Consider the following 17,456-nt stretch of genomic DNA (forward strand, 5'->3'; position numbering starts at 1 on the left):
GCTTGAACTCTCGAATTTCATCGATACTCCTAATCATGTCTCGCCGCCGAGAGAAGCTTTTGAAACTCCTCCTGTGACATCTTCAGTTTCTCCGGATGATCTTTCACCCACGTGCGGAAGGCCTGGTACTTCGCTTCCGTCCAGCCACCTTCAAACTGGCCGCCGTTGGAGCCCTTCGCGTTCTGCTCGAAGTTGAACTCATCCTTCAGTTTGGTGAACTCGGCGCTGCTGATGGCCTCTTCTGCAAGCTGTGCGGGAACAAAGACAACACCGTCCGCGCGCGCCAGCACCAGGTCTCCGGGAAGCACCACGGCTCTGCCGATGCGCAGGGGAGCATTGATCGCGGTGAGCGTCATCTGCGCCCAGGCCGATGGATCATAGCCGCGATAGACGCCGTTCAATCCCGTAATCTCGCGGTTCTCCTCCTGGTCGCGGATGCCGGCATCGAAGACGAATCCGCCGTGGGTGTGGGCCGCAATGCCGCTGCCAAGGTTCGAGCCAATCAGTGTGCCCTCGATGATCTTGCCGAAGCCGTCGGCGACATACACATCGCCCTGCTCAAGCTGCTTGATGGGCCAGCTATTGGTGTCGCCGACGCGCCCCTCAGCCTTGCCTTCAGCTTTGATGGCAGCAACCATGTCCGGCCGCGATGGCATGTATTGCGCGGTCAGTGCGCGTCCGGCGAAAGGACGGTCGGCGTGCAGAGACTGCCAGCCACCGTCAAACTGACTCTTGTAACCATGCCCCTGCAGGAAGTCCCACACATCTTCAACGGTGACGTCCAGCGCGCGAGAGAGCAGTGCGTCGGGCAGCTTTGGCCGGCCGTCGGGAAAACGCTCGCCATGCCAGTCGCCGGTGTAGAAGAGAATGCGCTCCCGCGAGGTAGTGACCTGCGCGGATGCAGCACAGGCAAGCACGAGCAATACGGCGACAAAGAAGGAACGCTTCATCAGAACTCCAAAGTGAAGAGAGTGCAGGCAGCCGTTGCAACGGCTGCCTGCAGTGAAGCGCTAGTATTGCACGACCGTGACTAAGGCTTCGTCGCCAGGATCAGCGGCGACGGTCCGGGGGCATCGAGCAGGCGGGCATCGACGAAGCCTGCTGCCGTGAGCCACTCGCTGATCTCTTCGAAAGAGAAGGCGTCGCCGTCCTCTGTGTTGACCAGCATGTTGACGGCAAAGATCAGCGGCCCCGGAGGTCCGGTGCGATCGGCGTTGACCAGGAACTCGGCAATGACGAGGGTGCCGCCCGGCCTCAGGGCATCGAAGGCCTTCTTCAGCAGCGCCTGGCTGTGAGCCGCGCCCTCGCTGTGCAGGATGTGGCCCAGCGTGGCAACGTCGTAGCCGCTGCCGAAGGGTGTCGTGTTCAGATCGCCGGCAATAAAGTTGTAGCGTGCGGTGAGGCCGAAGCGCTCTACCATGGCCCGTGTGGCGGGCAGCACACCCTCCCAGTCGAAGGCTGTTGCTTCCACGTTCGGCGCGCTCTGCGTTAGTCCAATGCTCCATACGCCGGAGCCTGCGGCCAGGTCGAGTATGCGCACCGTGCCCTCACGCTGCTCCAGAGCGAGATGACCGGCCAGCACCTGCGTCGCCGGATAGCTCATCGGGAAGATGTCATGCACGAAGGCCTGAAAGAAGGCGGTGCCATCGCCCTCCGAATTTACGGAGCGCGCCGGCTTGCCGGTGGCGACCACTTCATTCAGCCCCAGCCACTTCGGCAGAAGCTGCCGGCTGATGTGTTTGAACATGCCGCCCTGGAAGCTCGGCTTGGTGCTCACGAGAAAGGCTTCGCTCTCTGGCGTGAGCGTGTACTTGTCACCGCTGCGCGCCAGGAAGTCCAGACCTACGAGGACATTCATGATGCTGCGCAGTCCGCGCTCCGAGGCGCCGGTGGCGGCAGCGGTTTCGGCGAGGGTTTTGGGTCCGCTATCGAGAACGTCGAAGACGCGATGATGAATGGCGGCTTCGATCGCAAGCGTAGGGGCGTATCCCCACCCAAACTGCATGAGGCGTTCAGGGGTGACGGGTGCTGGGGTTGTACTCATGGTCAATCATCTCCTATGACAACGTGATGGTACTGCATCCCATGGGCACAACCGCAGAGGGATGAAGCCGAGCAGAAAAACAGAGAGCCGCCATTCTGTCACAAAGCACGCATGGCGAACAAAGGTGTTTTCGTGAAGCTTCGATAAAGGTTCTTTGGAGTGATGGGAAAGTTGACGCCACGTTTGTCTGCCCGGCATCAAACCATGCTGTTAGGCTATTCTGCGGTTCCAGGCGATTCGCAAACATACAAGGAGCATGTCCGTGGCAAAGACGATGAAGGTTGCGCAAATCAGTAAGCCGGGTGGGGATTTTGAGCTTGTAGAGCGTGAGATTCCGCAGCCAGGCGCAGGGCAGGTCCGAGTGAAGGTCGAGGCCTGCGGCGTCTGCCACAGCGATGTCATGGTGAAGGACGGGGCCTGGCCCGGGCTGCAGTATCCCCGCGTACCGGGGCACGAGGTCGCCGGCCGTATTGATGCTGTTGGTGATCGCGTTACGACCTGGAAGGTTGGGGATCGCGTCGGTGTCGGCTGGCACGGTGGACACGACTTCTCCTGCGACCAATGCCGGCGGGGTGATTTCACCATGTGCGCCAACCGCAAGATCACGGGCATCGACTTCGATGGCGGTTATGGAGAATACATGGTTGCACCGGTGGAGTCGCTGGCCGCGATTCCCGACGGGCTCCCGGCGGAAGAGGCTGGCCCGTTCATGTGTGCGGGTGTGACGGTCTTCAACGCCTTACGCAATGCCGGCGCACGCGCCGGCGATGTGGTCGCGGTGCAGGGCATTGGCGGGCTTGGGCATCTGGGCGTCCAGTACGCACGCAGGATGGGCTTTGAGACCGTGGCGCTGGGCCGGGGCAAAGACAAGGAAGCACTCGCGAAGAAGCTGGGCGCACATCACTATATCGACTCTGATGTTTCGGATACGGTTGCAGAGCTGCAGAAGCTCGGCGGAGCGCGCATTATTCTGGCAACCGCTCCAAGTGCGAAAGCGATCTCTTCGGTGGTGGACGGGCTGGGCATCAATGGAAATCTTCTCGTCCCGGCTGCCCCGAACGATCCATTGAGCATGAGCGTATTTCCGTTGATTATGGGACGCCGCCAGGTATCCGGCTGGTACTCCGGCACCGGCCGCGATTCGCAGGACACGCTGAAGTTCAGTGCCTTGAGCGATGTTCATCCGATGATTGAGAAATATCCGTTGAGCGACGTCGCGGCTGCATATGAACAGATGCACAGTGGCAAAGTGCGGTTCCGTGCTGTTTTGACGATGGGGAGTTAATTGCGGGCGAGAGCAGCGCGCTTCGTAATGGCAAAGCAAAAAAAGGCGCCATAGTCTCGAGCGCTGAAGGCGCGTCCTATACCAGCCTGGGGCATCGCCCCAGGTTCACGATCCCAGAACGCCTCAAAGGGCTGAAGGCCCGCTCTATATTCCTGACGGAAGGGTTAGGACCTATACCGATACCTGGTCTGGAAACGATCTCTTCGGTAGTAGAGGGCTGAGCATCATGGGAACCTGCGCCCGCTACGCAAAGCGATCGATTAAGCCCTCGAACATCGAGAAACCAGCTTCACCATTCATCATTTTTCGGTAGCGGTATGCAGAAGCGGTCCCAGCACGTTTGAGTATTTATAGTTCTCGCGCCGGTCCGCATCGATCGTCCAATACATCGCTCCCAGCAGACCTGGATAGCCTGCCGGATGTACCAGCTTGTAGGTTGCATCCGCGGGTTTCTTGCCGGTAAGCAGATACTCGACTCCCGCACGCATCGTTGCAGGTTCTTCATATCCGGTCAGAAAGCCCACGGCCACTTTGTCCGCCGGAATCGGAGGAAACATCAGGTTCGGGTTTCCAGCTACAGGAAAGCCATGCAGCACCAGCTCCGTCATCATGGCGTGATAGTCGGTTGTTGCGGCTTGATAGATCTCGCCATCAAGGCCTTGCAGCGGAGGCGTGTTGTAGTCCTGCACATCGACGAATGACAGGATGTCGCGCAGCCCATAGGCCAGCGGCAGATAGCTGCCGAACTGGCCGCCATAGACAACGGCTGCGGCCGGTATCTGCGTGCCCTCGGGCACGAGACTGATCATGAACCCAGATCCAAACTTATCGTGCAACTGCCGCAGACCTTCGATCAGATGGACGATCGAAGGCGTGGTGGGATGCCGGAAGTCATGGTCATTGGCATCGATATCCAGCGATGGCGTCTCGAAGTCGATATCTACACCATCGAAGCCATACTGCGAGACGATCTTCGAAACCGCATCCACAAAGGTGGTTACACTCTCGGGCTTTTCCATCGAGAAGAACTGGCCGCCGCCACCCAGCGAGATCATCACCTTCTTGCCCTTCGACTTCATCTGGGCGATATCGGCCTGTAACTGTTCCGGCGTGTAGCCATTCGGCGGCGCGAACCGCAGCGTGCCCTCCGGAGCCGAGTGGTCCGGCACGGCGAATGCCTCGATGATGATGTCCCACTGCGGGGCAACCTCGGTCAGTTTGAAATCGCGCGATCCATTCCAGTAGCCGATCAGCCGGTGCGTACCGGGATGATCGTTCGGTATCGCAGCGGTAGTGGGTACGTTTCCGCCGGTGGAGTTATCCGGACGTCGCGCGCCGCATGGCTTCGCCGGAGCCGGCAGAGCGTTCTTGTCGGGAAAGCTATAGGTCCCGCTTCCACCTGTGTACCAAGGAACTAGCGCGACATTGCTCAGATGGTATTGCTTCGCGGCGAACGGTTCAGCGTATGGAAAGTTGTTCTTGTGATTGGTGTTCGTCGGCTGCAGTAGAAAGTACGCTGAACCGATCCCGCGGCCTCCGCAGGCGCCTGTCGCCATGGTCCAGCCCGTCTGCACAACATTACCGGTCGGCTTGTTGCCCTGCGTCAAGGGATCGTGCAGCGGGTCATTGAAGAACTCCGCAAGCTGCTGTGTCAGCGGCTGGATATCGCGCTCGCGCACGATGGCAGGTGTCTTCGCAAAGTAGGAGCCAAGAACGAACGAGGTTCCAGTTGTCTTATCGACACCATGTGTCCCGGTCGCGCAGCAGATGGTGTCATCCGCCTCTGCAAAGAAGGTCACGTTGTGGGTCACGGCCAGCACCAGGCGGCCATCCTGCTTCGGAAGCTGCTTGAAGAGCTCGTGCTGCACATACTGCATGTCGACGACGGCAACTCTGCCGCCGTCCTTCTTCGAAGACAATACGTAGCCATGGCCGGCGGGGATCTCGATCGAGATGGCCTTTACGACTGGCTTTTCCAACAGTGTGTGTCCGGCAGGTGTGCCTCCGACGGTGCTCCGCAGCAGGGCATCGGTGTACTGCGTGTCACCGCCTGCGGGAAAAGCAAAGCTCTGAAAGATGGGCGAGGCGGTGATCGAGGGGAGATCCGCGGTGGCGTCGAGTACACGCGGCTGCAGACCAGGGCGGCTGCTGGGGAAGCTGAGCTTCAGCGGCACCAAAGTGACAGGAATGCGCGTCGTTGTTGCCTTCGCGGGATCGCCGCCGGCAAGCGTAAAGGTCTGGTTACCTGTCGTGTACTGAAATACCGGAACCGTTCCCTGGGCTTGCGCGATGACAGAAAGAACACCAAGCAACGACAGACACATCCACTTCGCTCGCATACGGGGGCAACCTCATCAGGTCAAAATCGCAACCCTGCAAGTATGCAACATCGGAGAAAAGCGCTTCATAGGACAATTTGCTTATCCGAAGCGAGTCCTGCCCAAGCCAACGGGAGCTAGTCCGCACGAAGAGCGGTGGAAGGATCAACACTACCGGCACGGCCTGCGGGCAGGCCACTGGCAGCCAGCGCAACGATGGTCACCCCAGCGATCGCAAAGAGGTAGCTGGCGACGTCCAGGGCTTTGACTCCGTACAGCGAGCTCTCGATTCCTTTGGAGGCTGCGATCGCAGCCGGAATTCCCGCAGCGACACCGACTGCCGTAAGCAACAGGCTTCCGCGCAGGACCATCCACACGATCTGTTTGCGCTGTGCACCGAGCGCCATCCGGACACCTATCTCCGCATTGCGCCTGCTTACCCGGTACGAAAGCGTTCCGTAGAGGCCGGTAGCGATCAACACAACAGCAAGCACACCAAAACAGCCGGCGAGCCGGGCAAACATGATCTGCTGCGAGATGGACTGCCGGAAGACTTCGCTCTCCACCATGGGATCGAGCAGCGCCATATCCGGGTCAATCTGCTGGATGAACCTGCGTACGGTGGGGATCATCGCCAGCGGGTCACCTTGCACGCGCATCTCGACGTCAAGCTGGTTTTCGCGGTCGCCTTGCATGAACACGGTCCAGTTCATGGGCCTGGCCTTTTCGGTGATGCCGGTATATTTGTGGTCTTTCACCACGCCGACGATCAGTTTTGGCCGCAATCCCTTTGAGTTGGTCAGGACATGGCCCACCGCATTCACGGTGCCGAGATACTTCTTTGCAAAAGTCTCGTTCACGATAACGGTCTGGGGGGCAGTAGCAGAGTCGGCATCGGAGAAGTCTCTGCCCTGCAGCACCGGGACTCCCATCGTGCGGAAGTAGTCACTCCCAACGGTGTTATGTCTGTAGTTAGCCTCTTCCGGTTCAACCCCATTCGGTTTATGGCCGTCGATGCGGACACCTCCGTTGTTGCTGGACCAGCCCGATCCCGGTCGATTGGCGGCGAAGGAGACGGCTTCGACTCCAGGCATCGCCCGCAGCCTCTGCTGCAGATCGACGAAGAAGGCGATACTCTCCTCTTTTGATGGAATGTGCTGCGGACGAACACCGAAGACGAGCACCCCTTCCGGCTTCTGGCCGAGAGGAATATTCATCAGGTTGCGCAGCGTTCCCAACAACAGCGCTGCTCCTACCAGCAGCACGACGCACATCGCGACCTGCATGACGATCACGATGTTGCCCGTGCGCACGCTACGGGTAGTTATTTGTGAGGCAGTCGCGGAGCTCCGCAATGCCATCTCCGGCCCAGAGGAGATGGCATTGCGAAGAGGCGCAAGGCCGAAGACCAGAGCCGAAACGATCAGCAGAGCTAAGGTGAACCAGAGCACGGCCGAGTCTGGTTGTAGATTGGAGTCGATGCGCGCCCAGGCGCCGAGTGCGCGTGTCGCTCCCAAAGCGAAGATCCAGGCGGCAATACCGCCGAGCGTAACCAGCAAGAAGCTTTCAGTCAGCAGTTGCCGCGCAATCTCCTTACGGCCCGCGCCGATGGCCAGGCGAATGCTGAACTCCCGTTGGCGATTGGCATTGCGCGCCATCAACAGCATCACGATGTTGCAGATGGCGATCAACAGAACCAGGCCGACCATCGCCATCAATGTTTTGAGGGAGCGGGCAAAGGACTCGTCCTGTTCATCGAACTGCTTAGCAGGGAGGAACGAGAGCTGCGGGATTCTTTCTCCGGCGCGTTTTTGCGCGATGCCAAGATAAGCCGCTTGCTGGAAGATGCCCTGAGCCTTGGCAAGCGCCTGCTCCTGAGTAACGCCTTCCGGCATGCGCGCCATCAGGCGCATGCACCAGAGGTTCGGAATCGTGAGATAGATTCCGTCGTTCGCAGGATTACCCCACGCGTTGAACTCCGGATCGCTCTGGAGTGGAATCCAGAAGTCCAGCGGGATACGGCCTTCGGTGCCTTCGAATCCCTTTGCCGCAACGCCCACTATGGTGAAGGGTTTCGATTTGATGAAGAGCGTCTTTCCAAGCACGTCCGGACTGTGCGCATAGTGTGATGCCCAGAACTGCTCGCTGATGACAGTGACGGCCGCATGGTCGTCTTCATCCTTCTGTAGGAATCCGCGGCCCAGTTCGACACCGACGCCTAAACCGCTGAAGTAGTTCCCACTCACCATGTCGCCGGCGGCTTCCTCGGGAATGGTTCCAACGCGCACCGGCGCCTTGCCGCTTGAGGACATGGGGATATAGCCGATGACTTCCTGCAGACCGCTGTGCTCGCGAAGCTCGCGGTAGGTGGCGTAAGAGAAGGACGTAGCCTCGTCGCCGGTGTTATGAGCTCCCGTAGGAAAGCCAGTCGTGTGTATGTAAACAACCCGGGAAGCATCGTGCACGGGCAACATCTTCATCAGCACGGCGTGCATCACGCTGAATACGGCCGTGTTCGCCCCAACACCAAGTGCCAGGGTCAGGACGCAGACGAGTGTAAACACGGGCGTCTTGATAAGCTGACGCACGCCATATCGCAGATCACGCGCAACGTTGGAGAAGAACATGGTTGTTCTCGCTTCCTTTCTCTTCTGAGTGAGCAGGGTTACGTTCCCGAACTGTCGCCGCGCAGCCAGCTTTGCTTCTGCCGCGTCCATTCCCTGGCTTCGGTAGTGCTCGGCCAGCATCTCAAGATGAGCTTCCACTTCTTTGTCGAAGGCAGCATCGTCAGATGACCGCAGGAAGAGCGCCTTGAGCTTCGCAACGAAGATGAGCAGGCGGTCCATCATGGCTCGACCTTTGTCTCAAGCGCGAGCACGCGGCCGATAACGCCAGAGATCCTCTCCCAGTTCTCGGTCTCAATGGCGAGCTGCTTGAGTCCTCGTTTGGTGATCCGGTAGAAGCGGGCGCGGCGGTTATTTTCCGAGACGCCCCATTCGCTGGCGATCCAGCTCTTCTGCTGCAGCCGCAGCAGTGATGTGTAGACGGTTCCTTCATTCAACGTTAGGACGTCGTCGCTTAGTTGCTCGATACGCCGAGCAATACCGAAGCCATGTAGAGGGCCCAGGGCGTGCAGGGTCTTGAGGATCATAAGATCCAGGGTTCCCTGAAGAACTTCTGATTTGTCCACGGCCATCTCGGAGCGCTCCTTTGGGTATGCCAAAGGAATATCACCACTCCTTTGCAATGTCCATAGGAGAAGTGGCGATTTCAGAGTTTATCGTGTCATCAAATCGGCTTGCCAGAGGTTGTATCGTGTCTGCTAGAGCAGACTTCGCTGTAGATGTAGAGTAGGGCTACCGTATCTATGGGCGTTTTCCGCAATGAAACGCTGCTGCGCCCCCTTCTAGGATATCCAGCAACAGGGAAAATGCTCTAATATGCCTGCAATGAACAAAGTTGCGCCTTTCCTCTGGTTCAATGACAACGCTGAAGAAGCAGCCGCGTTTTATCTGAGTGTTTTTCCCCACGCGCGCAAGATCGACGAAGTGCGTTCGAAAGGAGTGGGCCCCTGGCCCGAGGGGAAGACTGCCACCATCACGATCGAGCTCGAAGGACAGGAGATGGTCTTTCTAAACGGCGGTCCCGCGTACCAGCTCACGCCGGCGATCTCGTTCTTCGTCCGCTGCGAGACTCAGCAGGAGATCGATATCTACTGGGATAAATTACTGGAAGGTGGCGGGAAAACCATGGCCTGCGGCTGGCTTACGGATCGCTTCGGGCTGTGCTGGCAGATCGTTCCGCGCCATATCAGCGAGCTGATCAGCCACCCCAAAGGGATGGAAGCAATGATGGGGATGATCAAGCTGGATATCCCCACACTGGAAGCCGCCGTGAGCGGCAACTGACAGGCATGAAGGCTCTCAAGGTCGTGCTGATCGTCGTCGGAATCATCTTCATGGCGCTGGCCTATCCCATGGTGATCTTCATACGGGAGGAAGCAGCGCTCTCAATGATGCTGTCCCTCTACGTCACTCTTGGTGTCTTCCTGCTGATCGCGGCTCGTAATCCTTCCGCACATCGCAGCCTGATTGCGTTCACGGCCTGGTCAAGCCTGGTACACGCTGTGCTGATGGGCACCCAGGCGATGCGCCACATGGTCGCACGTGGTGAGCTGATCGGTGTGGCTGTTCTCATCCTTATCGGCGTGGCGCTTCTCGCGCTTGCGCCTGCCGAGCAGACTTTCAATTCCTGACGGATGCCGACTTGAGCTTCTTTCCCTCGGCGGGCGATTTTTTGATTGCGGCGGCGATTCCATCCGCACGCAGTTTGGCGATCCGGCGGATGAGTTTTACCGGGACCGGCTGGTCGAGAGGGAAATGAATCGTTCCTTTTCGCAGTTCATAGCCTTTGAGCTCCTCTCCGATTGCCGCAAAGAAGGTTCCCGACGCGGCGAACAGGGAGTAGTGCGCCTTGAAGCCGGCGAAGTAAAGCATAGGCTTTCCATGTAGCTTGTATCCGGGCATGCCATACCCTATGCCCTCCACAGCTTCCGGCACCGTCGCCCGGATTGTGCTGCGTACCTGCTCAAGCTTCGGCCGAATCGCTTCGGGTTGCGCGGCAATGTACTCGTCAACCGATTTGGGAGCGCTTTGTTTCACGTCGCGCAATTCTACGTCTCGGTATATGGTTTCACCAGTTGATTTCGCACAGTGAGAAGCGCGAGAGCTATAACCTGCGGGCGGATGCAGGGTGTTCACTATCGGACACCTGTTTTCGATAGCGGACACGTCGTCAACCGCTGTATGCCGGCGGCTTTGGCAAACACGCTGCTTTCCGGATTGGATGGATGGCCTCTTCCTTGCTTGTCGTCTTCTGGAAAGAGTCTGGCTTCAGGGAGAGCTTGATGATCAACATCGTTGCGGACGTGCGTCATGGAATGCGGAGACTGAGGCGTTCGCCCGGATTTACGGCGACAGCTCTGCTGACTCTGGCGCTGGGAATCGGTGCGACCACGGCGATCTTTACACTGGCCTATCAGGTCATTCTGAAAGCGATGCCGGTGCAGCATCCGGAGCAGCTCTATAAGGTCGGGAAGGAAAGCGAGTGCTGCATCGGCGGCGGCGATCAGGGTCACTGGAGCATCTTCTCGTACGACATCTACCGGACCATCCGCGAACGCGTCGGAGGCATGGCCGACATGACGGCCATGCAGGCGGGCGCTGCTAGAGTGAGTGCACATCGCCAGGGCGACACTTACGCCCAACCGCTCGACATAAGGCATGTTGCGGGCAACTACTTCGAGGTTCTCGGAGTGAACCCCTATGCGGGAAGGATGCTGACCGCAGACGATGACCGCGAAGGCGCTCCCATTGTCGCCGTCATCAGCTATGCGATCTGGAAGTCGAAGTTCCATAGCGATCCAGGCATTGTGGGAGACACCGTAATCATGACCGGACATCCGGTCACCATCGTCGGCATCGCGCAGAAAGACTTTCTTGGCGAGCGGAATATGAGTGATCCGCCCGGAGTCTGGATTCCGCTGGCGCAGGAGCCCATCTTCAACCCCACGCGAAAGCTCTACAAAGCACCGAATGGCCAATGGTTGCGGATTATGCTGCGCATTCCCGAGAAGAAGAATGTGCCTATCGTGGAGAGTGCCGTCCGCAGCGGCCTGACCGCATGGTTGATGTCCAATCCTGATGTCCGTTCAGGTCATACGCTCGCGGAGATCGCGCGGGAGTCGACAGAGCTTGCTCCGGCAGCTGACGGCATTAACGAGCTACGCGACAGTTATGAGACGAGCCTGCTGATGCTGCAGTGGACCGCGGCCTTCGTGCTGTTGATTGCCTGTGCGAATCTGGCCAACCTGATGCTGGTGCGCGGTGTGGCCCGCAGGCAGGAGCTGAGTGTCCGCGCCGCCCTGGGCGCCTCGCGTGTGCGCCTGGTGCGGGAGATGCTGATCGAGGCAATGCTCCTTGCCCTGATGGGAGGAGTGATGGGAATTGGCGTCGCCTATCTCGGCGTGAAGGGAATGCTGGCGCTGGCGATGCGCGGCGTGACGATTATGCCGCTTTCTCCGCTGCCTTCGCTGCCGGTGCTGGCTTTCTCTATCGTTGCGTCGACGATGACCGGCATCCTGTTCGGCATCGCGCCGGCCTTCATCGCCTCGAATGCGGATCCCGCTGATGCACTTCGTGCAGCCAACCGCGCCACCGGAAACTCGGGTGGTCTGCAGCGGGCGCTCGTGATTCTGCAGACGGCGCTCTCGGTGGCGCTGCTCAGCATCGCGGGCCTGTTCCTCCGCAGCCTGCAGCGCCTTGAACATCAGGATCTCCGCTTCGAAACCACGGGTCGGCTGATTGCATTCATTGACCTGCCGGCCGCCGGATACACCTATCCGCGGCTCGAAGGGCTCTATCGCCACCTCGAACAAACGTTCGCGGCTGCGCCAGCCTTGCACGATATGGCCTATGCGACCTACGGCCCGATGACATTCATGGGATGGGCAACGGGAGTAAACGCCGCCGGGCCGCATCCTGAGCGTACGGTAAGCGCCGGTTATAGCCTGAATAGCCCTCGATATTTCAGCGCGATAGGGACTCCGCTGCTGCAGGGCAGGACGTTCACAGAGCATGACAATCCCGGCAGCAGGCATGTGGCGATTGTGAATCGCGAGTTCGTCCATCAGGTACTGCAGGACGCGCCGGCGCTCGGCATGCACTTCGGTCCAGGCGTGGATATGGCCCAGGAATATGAGATTGTCGGCGTAGTCGACGACGCCAAGTATGGCGATCCGTCGAGAGGCCCCCAGCCCATGTACTTCATTCCGATGTCACAAATTACGACCTTCAATAACGAGCCATATACCGCGGCGATCATTGACCAGTCGAATAAAGCGGCAGAGTTCAAACACTTCGCCGCGAACATCATCGTCCGGTATGAGGGAGACTCCGCAGCGGCGGCGGTGGCCATGCGTCACGCCATCGAACAGGTCGACCCGGGAATTCCGGTCACACGTATCACGACCTATCAGGATCAGATAAGCAACTCCTTTACGCAGAGACAACTGGTCGTCCGGCTGACGGCTATCTTTGGCGGACTGGCGTTGCTGCTGGCGTCGGTTGGTCTCTACGGAGTCACCGCCTATGCCGTCGCGCGCAGAATCCCGGAGATCGGTCTTCGCATCGCTTTGGGCGCAGACCGCAGCCAGGTGATGAGCATGATCTTGCGTGGAGCTCTACTGCAAACCGCAGCCGGCCTACTGTTGGGCGCTCCGATTGCATTCCTGAGCGGACACTATCTGCAATCCCAGCTCTACCAGGTCAGCGGGTATGATCCGGCGATCTTCCTGCTCGCATCCGCGGCGCTGATCCTAAGCGCCTTCGTCGCCAGCGTGATTCCGGCCCGGATGGCATCCAACACCGATCCGATACGCGCGCTGCGTATGGAGTGATTGTGAAAGTACAGTGAATCCAGGAAAGCGCTCCGAGGACGGTGCGCAGCACTGACCTGCCGCAAGGGGCTGTGGCAGAACGGCAGATGTTAGAGCATTTTCCCTATGCTGGATATCCCGAAGAGGGTGCAGCGGCGTTTTCATTGCGAAAAATGCCCTATTGGACGCAGAAGGCTCTACGCCGCGTTATTGGATGGGGAAGCGCTCACGTTTGACACATCCGCAGTCCTGGAAGAGGCGATCTCCTCTGCCCCTGCGTTCTCCAAGGCCGCGACATTGAGCATGACCGAACGCTTGAACTCAAGAAGTGCGGGATCATCGGAGGTTAAGCCCGCTTGGCCCTCCACTTGTGTCATGGCGGCGCGCAGCATTTCAATCATTTTTGGAGATAAAGCCATTAGTCCCAGTACGATCTGATGGCAAGAGCAACGTTATGGTTGCCCGCGATCGGTCACGATCCATTTCGCGGTTCCCGCAGTATTCCGGAAGAGCGGTGCTGTGGCGTTTTCATTGCGGAAAACGCCCATAGATGCGAAACCCTACACTGCCCCTGAAGGGAAATGCCCAGCCGCTACTTCTTCGTGTCGCCGCCGATTGCAATGACCACATATTTGGCGGGTATATCGCCAACATTCTTAATCCTGTGAACGGTTCCCAGGGCGACGTACACTAAACCGCCTGGCCCTACCCGCTCCTCTTTGCCGTCATGCTCGAATGCCACGGTGCCTTCCTGCACTACGATCAGCTCGGAATGGCCGATTCTGTGAAGCTCCACCGGCGCCGTCCCCGCTGGTTGCATGGATTCATGCACGGCCACCGTTTCTCCGGTAGCCAGGGTTCCCGTGAAGGCGTTTCGGCTTTCGGTTCCATTGGCAGTTTTCCGTACCGTCATCTGGTCGTACGGAAATATACCGGCGCTCGCCAACGGGTTCTGAGTCTTTGAAGGGGTTGCTGCTGCGGTGGCTGCCGTTTGCGCATTCACGATCCCACATCCAAACAACAGTACTGCGAAGCCACAGACAACTTTTGCCATAGTCCCCCTTCCGGAGCGGGGACCAGAATACTTTTACTGTTGAGCGAGCCGCAAGTACAGGGAAAATGCTCTAGATTCCGCAAGGTCATTCATTAAGTCTTTGCAGCTTGCAAGGATGATTCGATCAGCATGGTCGCCACACGCGCGCCGGCGGTCAAAATTGCTTTTGAAAGGGAAGGGTCATCCACGGCCCGGGAGAGCTGGATCGTGCCAACGAGCAGGCCGAAGAGGCCGATGGCGATTTCGCGCCCCTTTGGCCCCTTCGGAATACTGGGTAATTGCTTCTCCACTGAGCTCAATAGCCTTTTCACCGAAGCAGTGTAGCTGCGTCGTGTGGCACGATCCTGGCGCGAGATTTCAGGAAGCAGCGCAGCCGAAGGACACCCGGCATCGGCATGATCCCGATGTCCCTCAGACAGATAAGCACTTACGATCTCCATCAGGCGTCCCGCCTCCAGAGCTTTCTCGAACTGCTGCCACTGTTCGTCGGTGGTCCGTTCGAGGCTCTTCGCGATCAGGTCGTTCTTGGACGCGAAATGGGCGAAGAAGGCCCCGTTTGTCAGACCGGCATCGGACATGATGCCCGCAACGCCTGATGCCGCGATACCCTGTTGGCGGAATTGGCGTGCAGCAACGTCCAGGATGCGATCGCGCGTGGCATCTTTGTGTCCCTTTTCGTATCTCATTCTCTTCACTGTCCCTACTCTTCATATTACGAACGTAAGAGAGGACCCGGAGTGTGACGCAAGCGCGTCACGGAGTCATGACGCCTTGGCCGGCACAAGAGGCTTCGACGCCTTCCAGAGCTGCCTGTTGATGAAACTGGGAGCCAGCCGGCTCAGGAGCGCCAGCATTCTGGACTGTCCCGGATGAATCTCAAGGGAACCAGACCGCAGGGCCGAAAACGACTGCTTCACCAGGTCGTCGGTCGTGATCGCACTTGCGCCGCCCTCCACAAGCTCTGTCGTCATATCTGTTTTCACGGCAGGCGGCATCAGCTCGATAACCTCTACGCCGGTCGCTTCTAATTGAAACCGAAGCGAGATCGTATAGGAATGAATAGCTGCCTTGGTGGCACTGTAGATCGGTGCGGCGGGTAACGGCACGAAAGCCAGACCGGAGGATACGTTGATGACCGTACCCTTATTCGCCGTCAGGACGTCAATAAGCGCCGAAGTCGTCCGAATCACTCCACCGACATTAATGTTCACTTCTGTCATCAAGCCATCGAGGTCCGATGCCGGAGCCTGGAGGTTTTTGGGCAGGAAGATGCCGGCGTTGTTCATCAACACGTCGAGACGGGGAAAGTCCTTCTTGATGCGTGATCCGAGCGTGGCAATCTGGGCCGGGTCGGCGACGTCGCTTTGAATGGTGTGAAGGTTTGGGTATTTCGCTTTTACCTCGTCAAGCACCGACTGGCGCCGGCCGGTGACGATGACCTGATTGCCAAGTTCTAAGAACTTGAGAGCGAAGGCCAGCCCAATACCGGCCGAACCTCCAGTGATGAGAATGGTGCGACCGGTGATTTTCATAAAAGTCCTTTAGGAGCGATAGAGTCCGAGCAATACTTATAGGATTATGATCATACTTCTATGGTCGCAATTTTTTGGAGAAGAGTGACAAACGCTCCCGCGCCCTTTCGGCAGTGATCCGGACTTTGCAGCGGATCACTGCCGTGGTGCAGGATTTATGCGGTCTGGAGCTCCGGCTGGAGTGCGGAGCGTTCGTCGGCGCTGGGGCCCCAGCTTGAGGGGACAGGAACGTCGAGCAGGCGAAGGTAGACACAGAACTGGCCGCGGTGCTGGTACCAGTGGTTGAGCATGATGTTGCGCAGGAAGGCGACGCGGGGCATGGCGGCGATCTCCTTGTCGCCGTCAACGATGCGCCAGGTTGCATTCATGGTCGCATCATCGAAGCTGGGTAGAACTTCGCGTACGGTGGCGATGCTCCGGTCGAGAGTGTCGAAAATCTCCTGCAGACTTGCGGGTTGATGGAACTGGAATCCTGGCGGCGGGACCTGGTCTTTCTGCGCGCCCTGGACAACTCCTCCAGGTACGAACGCAAGGTGATAGGCCAGCTGGCCGGCGGTCATCGATTTGTTGTGAGGCTTCCAGGTGAGCTTGTCTTCGGGAAGGCGCTCGAGGAACTTCCGTGTGACCGGCGCCTGCGATTCAAACTCCGCGAGTAGGGATTGTGCCATCGACATGGTGTTTTCCTTTCAAGTCTGTATCGATACGGTGAATGGAGATACGGAATCATCCGGTAGATGAGAGGCGGTGTTATTTGCTAGCGGCGGCCTCAGCCAGTTTGCGAACGCCTTCATTCATTCCAGCCCAGCCTTTCTCCATCCCCGCCTTCACGTCATCGGGAATGAAGCCGAGCGCGCTGTGCCGGAAGGCAATCAGGGTTCCGCCATCGACCTCGCTCAAACGATACTGCACGTTCGAGACCATGGGGAACGATGCGAACAAGGGGCCGGCGAATTCAAGCAGGGAAGGCCGCTTGATGGCCTGAACGTTGGCCCAGAAGTGTCCGTTGTTGTCGCCCAGATCGCGGTACCAGCGTCCGCCCGGCCATGGTTCGATCTTCATGTTGAGAGACTTGCCGTCAGGAGTTTCGTTGCCGGGGCCGAGTTGCTCCAGCAGCGCTGCAAAGGTGACATCGATCGGAGCTTCGACGTGAATCTCCTGATTGATGGTGACGGTCAGATTTTCGAGAGCCAGTTCGGTGGGCATCATAATCTCTATTTCTCCTTAGATTTCGCGGAATCCAACTGCGGTGATCCCTGGCGAGCCATCGCTTCGGCGCGTGCCTTCACGCGCGTCAACTGGTGCTGCCAGTAGCGCTCGAAGGTTGCGGCCCACTGGTGCAATGGCCGTATTGCTTCGGCGTTGGTGCGGTAAAGCTTTTGGCGGCCCTGGCAACGCATCCGGACCAGTCCGACATCCTTCAGCACCCGGAGGTGCTTCGATACCGAGGGCTGCTCCAGACCGAGTGCCTCCGCAATCTCTCCCACCGGCCGTTCGATTCCGGCGAGATAACTCAAAATCTCGCGCCGGCGGGGTTCAGCGATTGCGTTGAATGCGTCCGAGGTCGTGCTCGCTCTTGCCATGAGGAAAACGGTATATTCCGATATGGGAATATGTCAAATGTGACGAGAGCGCTTGGGCCGGGCACCTGTAGGAGGTCAAGAGGTTGTTGACATCTGGAGCCTGCTGATGGGCGGGCGTAGGTTGAGGCTAGCATGAGGTCTTTGTTGGTTGTAGAAGTCTGTCCAAGGGGCGAGTTGGGTGTCTCTTTGTTCTGAGTTTTCCCAGTGA

General features: G+C 58.5%; 18 protein-coding genes. 4 read left to right on the forward strand and 14 right to left on the reverse strand.

Annotated elements, in window-relative coordinates; all coding sequences use genetic code 11:
* Positions 1-29: 29 nt before the first annotated feature.
* Together AB4Y89_RS21470 and AB4Y89_RS21475 are read right to left on the reverse strand one after the other, a co-directional pair.
* Complete coding sequence (locus tag AB4Y89_RS21470; RefSeq protein WP_442302988.1) at positions 30-950, reverse strand: RraA family protein; 921 nt, start codon at positions 948-950, stop codon at positions 30-32.
* 80 nt (positions 951-1,030) lie between these two features.
* Positions 1,031-2,044 (reverse strand): methyltransferase, encoded by a 1,014-nt coding sequence (locus AB4Y89_RS21475; protein WP_442302989.1) that lies wholly within the window; start codon positions 2,042-2,044, stop codon positions 1,031-1,033.
* 262 nt (positions 2,045-2,306) lie between these two features.
* Here AB4Y89_RS21475 and AB4Y89_RS21480 point away from each other — a divergent pair, with 262 nt between their 5' ends.
* A complete protein-coding gene (locus AB4Y89_RS21480; protein WP_442302990.1) occupies positions 2,307-3,329 on the forward strand; it encodes an alcohol dehydrogenase in 1,023 nt (340 codons plus the stop codon).
* Between the two features lie 299 nt (positions 3,330-3,628).
* Here the strand turns inward: AB4Y89_RS21480 and AB4Y89_RS21485 are convergent, their stop codons facing one another.
* The 3 genes from AB4Y89_RS21485 to AB4Y89_RS21495 form a co-directional block, all read right to left on the reverse strand.
* Positions 3,629-5,668, reverse strand: a complete 2,040-nt coding sequence (locus AB4Y89_RS21485; protein WP_442302991.1) for a glycosyl hydrolase family 18 protein — start codon at positions 5,666-5,668, stop codon at positions 3,629-3,631.
* 116 nt (positions 5,669-5,784) lie between these two features.
* Positions 5,785-8,496 (reverse strand): ADOP family duplicated permease, encoded by a 2,712-nt coding sequence (locus AB4Y89_RS21490; RefSeq protein WP_442302992.1) that lies wholly within the window; start codon positions 8,494-8,496, stop codon positions 5,785-5,787.
* Positions 8,493-8,843 (reverse strand): PadR family transcriptional regulator, encoded by a 351-nt coding sequence (locus tag AB4Y89_RS21495; RefSeq protein WP_442303007.1) that lies wholly within the window; start codon positions 8,841-8,843, stop codon positions 8,493-8,495. Before AB4Y89_RS21495 ends, AB4Y89_RS21490 begins: the two co-directional genes overlap by 4 nt.
* Before the next feature lie 244 nt (positions 8,844-9,087).
* On the opposite strand from AB4Y89_RS21495, the gene AB4Y89_RS21500 reads away from it, so the two are divergent.
* Together AB4Y89_RS21500 and AB4Y89_RS21505 are read left to right on the forward strand one after the other, a co-directional pair.
* On the forward strand, positions 9,088-9,555 hold the full coding sequence (locus AB4Y89_RS21500; protein WP_442302993.1) for a VOC family protein: 468 nt from the start codon (positions 9,088-9,090) through the stop codon (positions 9,553-9,555).
* A gap of 5 nt (positions 9,556-9,560) precedes the next feature.
* A complete protein-coding gene (locus AB4Y89_RS21505; RefSeq protein ID WP_442302994.1) occupies positions 9,561-9,902 on the forward strand; it encodes a DUF6632 domain-containing protein in 342 nt (113 codons plus the stop codon).
* On the opposite strand, the gene AB4Y89_RS21510 is transcribed toward AB4Y89_RS21505, so the two are convergent.
* Positions 9,892-10,407, reverse strand: coding sequence for an iron chaperone (locus AB4Y89_RS21510; protein ID WP_442302995.1), 516 nt, complete (start codon positions 10,405-10,407; stop codon positions 9,892-9,894). The two genes, AB4Y89_RS21505 and AB4Y89_RS21510, sit on opposite strands and share 11 nt — an antisense overlap.
* Before the next feature lie 89 nt (positions 10,408-10,496).
* Between AB4Y89_RS21510 and AB4Y89_RS21515 the strand changes: the two genes are divergently transcribed.
* Complete coding sequence (locus AB4Y89_RS21515) at positions 10,497-13,103, forward strand: ABC transporter permease (RefSeq protein ID WP_442302996.1); 2,607 nt, start codon at positions 10,497-10,499, stop codon at positions 13,101-13,103.
* 176 nt (positions 13,104-13,279) lie between these two features.
* Here the strand turns inward: AB4Y89_RS21515 and AB4Y89_RS21520 are convergent, their stop codons facing one another.
* The 8 genes from AB4Y89_RS21520 to AB4Y89_RS21555 all read right to left on the reverse strand — a co-directional run.
* Positions 13,280-13,501 carry a hypothetical protein gene (locus tag AB4Y89_RS21520; protein ID WP_442302997.1) on the reverse strand — a complete coding sequence of 74 codons (222 nt, stop codon included), beginning with the start codon at positions 13,499-13,501 and terminating at the stop codon, positions 13,280-13,282.
* A gap of 173 nt (positions 13,502-13,674) precedes the next feature.
* Positions 13,675-14,136, reverse strand: a complete 462-nt coding sequence (locus tag AB4Y89_RS21525) for a cupin domain-containing protein (RefSeq protein ID WP_442302998.1) — start codon at positions 14,134-14,136, stop codon at positions 13,675-13,677.
* A gap of 92 nt (positions 14,137-14,228) precedes the next feature.
* Positions 14,229-14,822 carry a TetR/AcrR family transcriptional regulator gene (locus tag AB4Y89_RS21530; RefSeq protein ID WP_442302999.1) on the reverse strand — a complete coding sequence of 198 codons (594 nt, stop codon included), beginning with the start codon at positions 14,820-14,822 and terminating at the stop codon, positions 14,229-14,231.
* 75 nt (positions 14,823-14,897) lie between these two features.
* Positions 14,898-15,668, reverse strand: coding sequence for an SDR family oxidoreductase (locus AB4Y89_RS21535; protein WP_442303000.1), 771 nt, complete (start codon positions 15,666-15,668; stop codon positions 14,898-14,900).
* 155 nt (positions 15,669-15,823) lie between these two features.
* Positions 15,824-16,336 carry a DinB family protein gene (locus AB4Y89_RS21540; protein WP_442303001.1) on the reverse strand — a complete coding sequence of 171 codons (513 nt, stop codon included), beginning with the start codon at positions 16,334-16,336 and terminating at the stop codon, positions 15,824-15,826.
* A 79-nt stretch (positions 16,337-16,415) separates the two neighbouring features.
* Complete coding sequence (locus tag AB4Y89_RS21545; RefSeq protein ID WP_442303002.1) at positions 16,416-16,874, reverse strand: SRPBCC family protein; 459 nt, start codon at positions 16,872-16,874, stop codon at positions 16,416-16,418.
* 5 nt (positions 16,875-16,879) lie between these two features.
* Positions 16,880-17,248: an ArsR/SmtB family transcription factor gene (locus AB4Y89_RS21550; protein WP_442303003.1), complete on the reverse strand. Its 369-nt coding sequence runs from the start codon at positions 17,246-17,248 to the stop codon at positions 16,880-16,882.
* A 75-nt stretch (positions 17,249-17,323) separates the two neighbouring features.
* Positions 17,324-17,456, reverse strand: a 133-nt coding sequence (locus AB4Y89_RS21555; RefSeq protein WP_442303008.1) for an integrase core domain-containing protein, incomplete at its 5' end; no start/stop codon positions are given.

Origin of the sequence: Terriglobus sp. 2YAB30_2, assembly GCF_052114765.1 — a bacterium.
Taxonomy (GTDB): Bacteria; Acidobacteriota; Terriglobia; order Terriglobales; family Acidobacteriaceae; genus Terriglobus.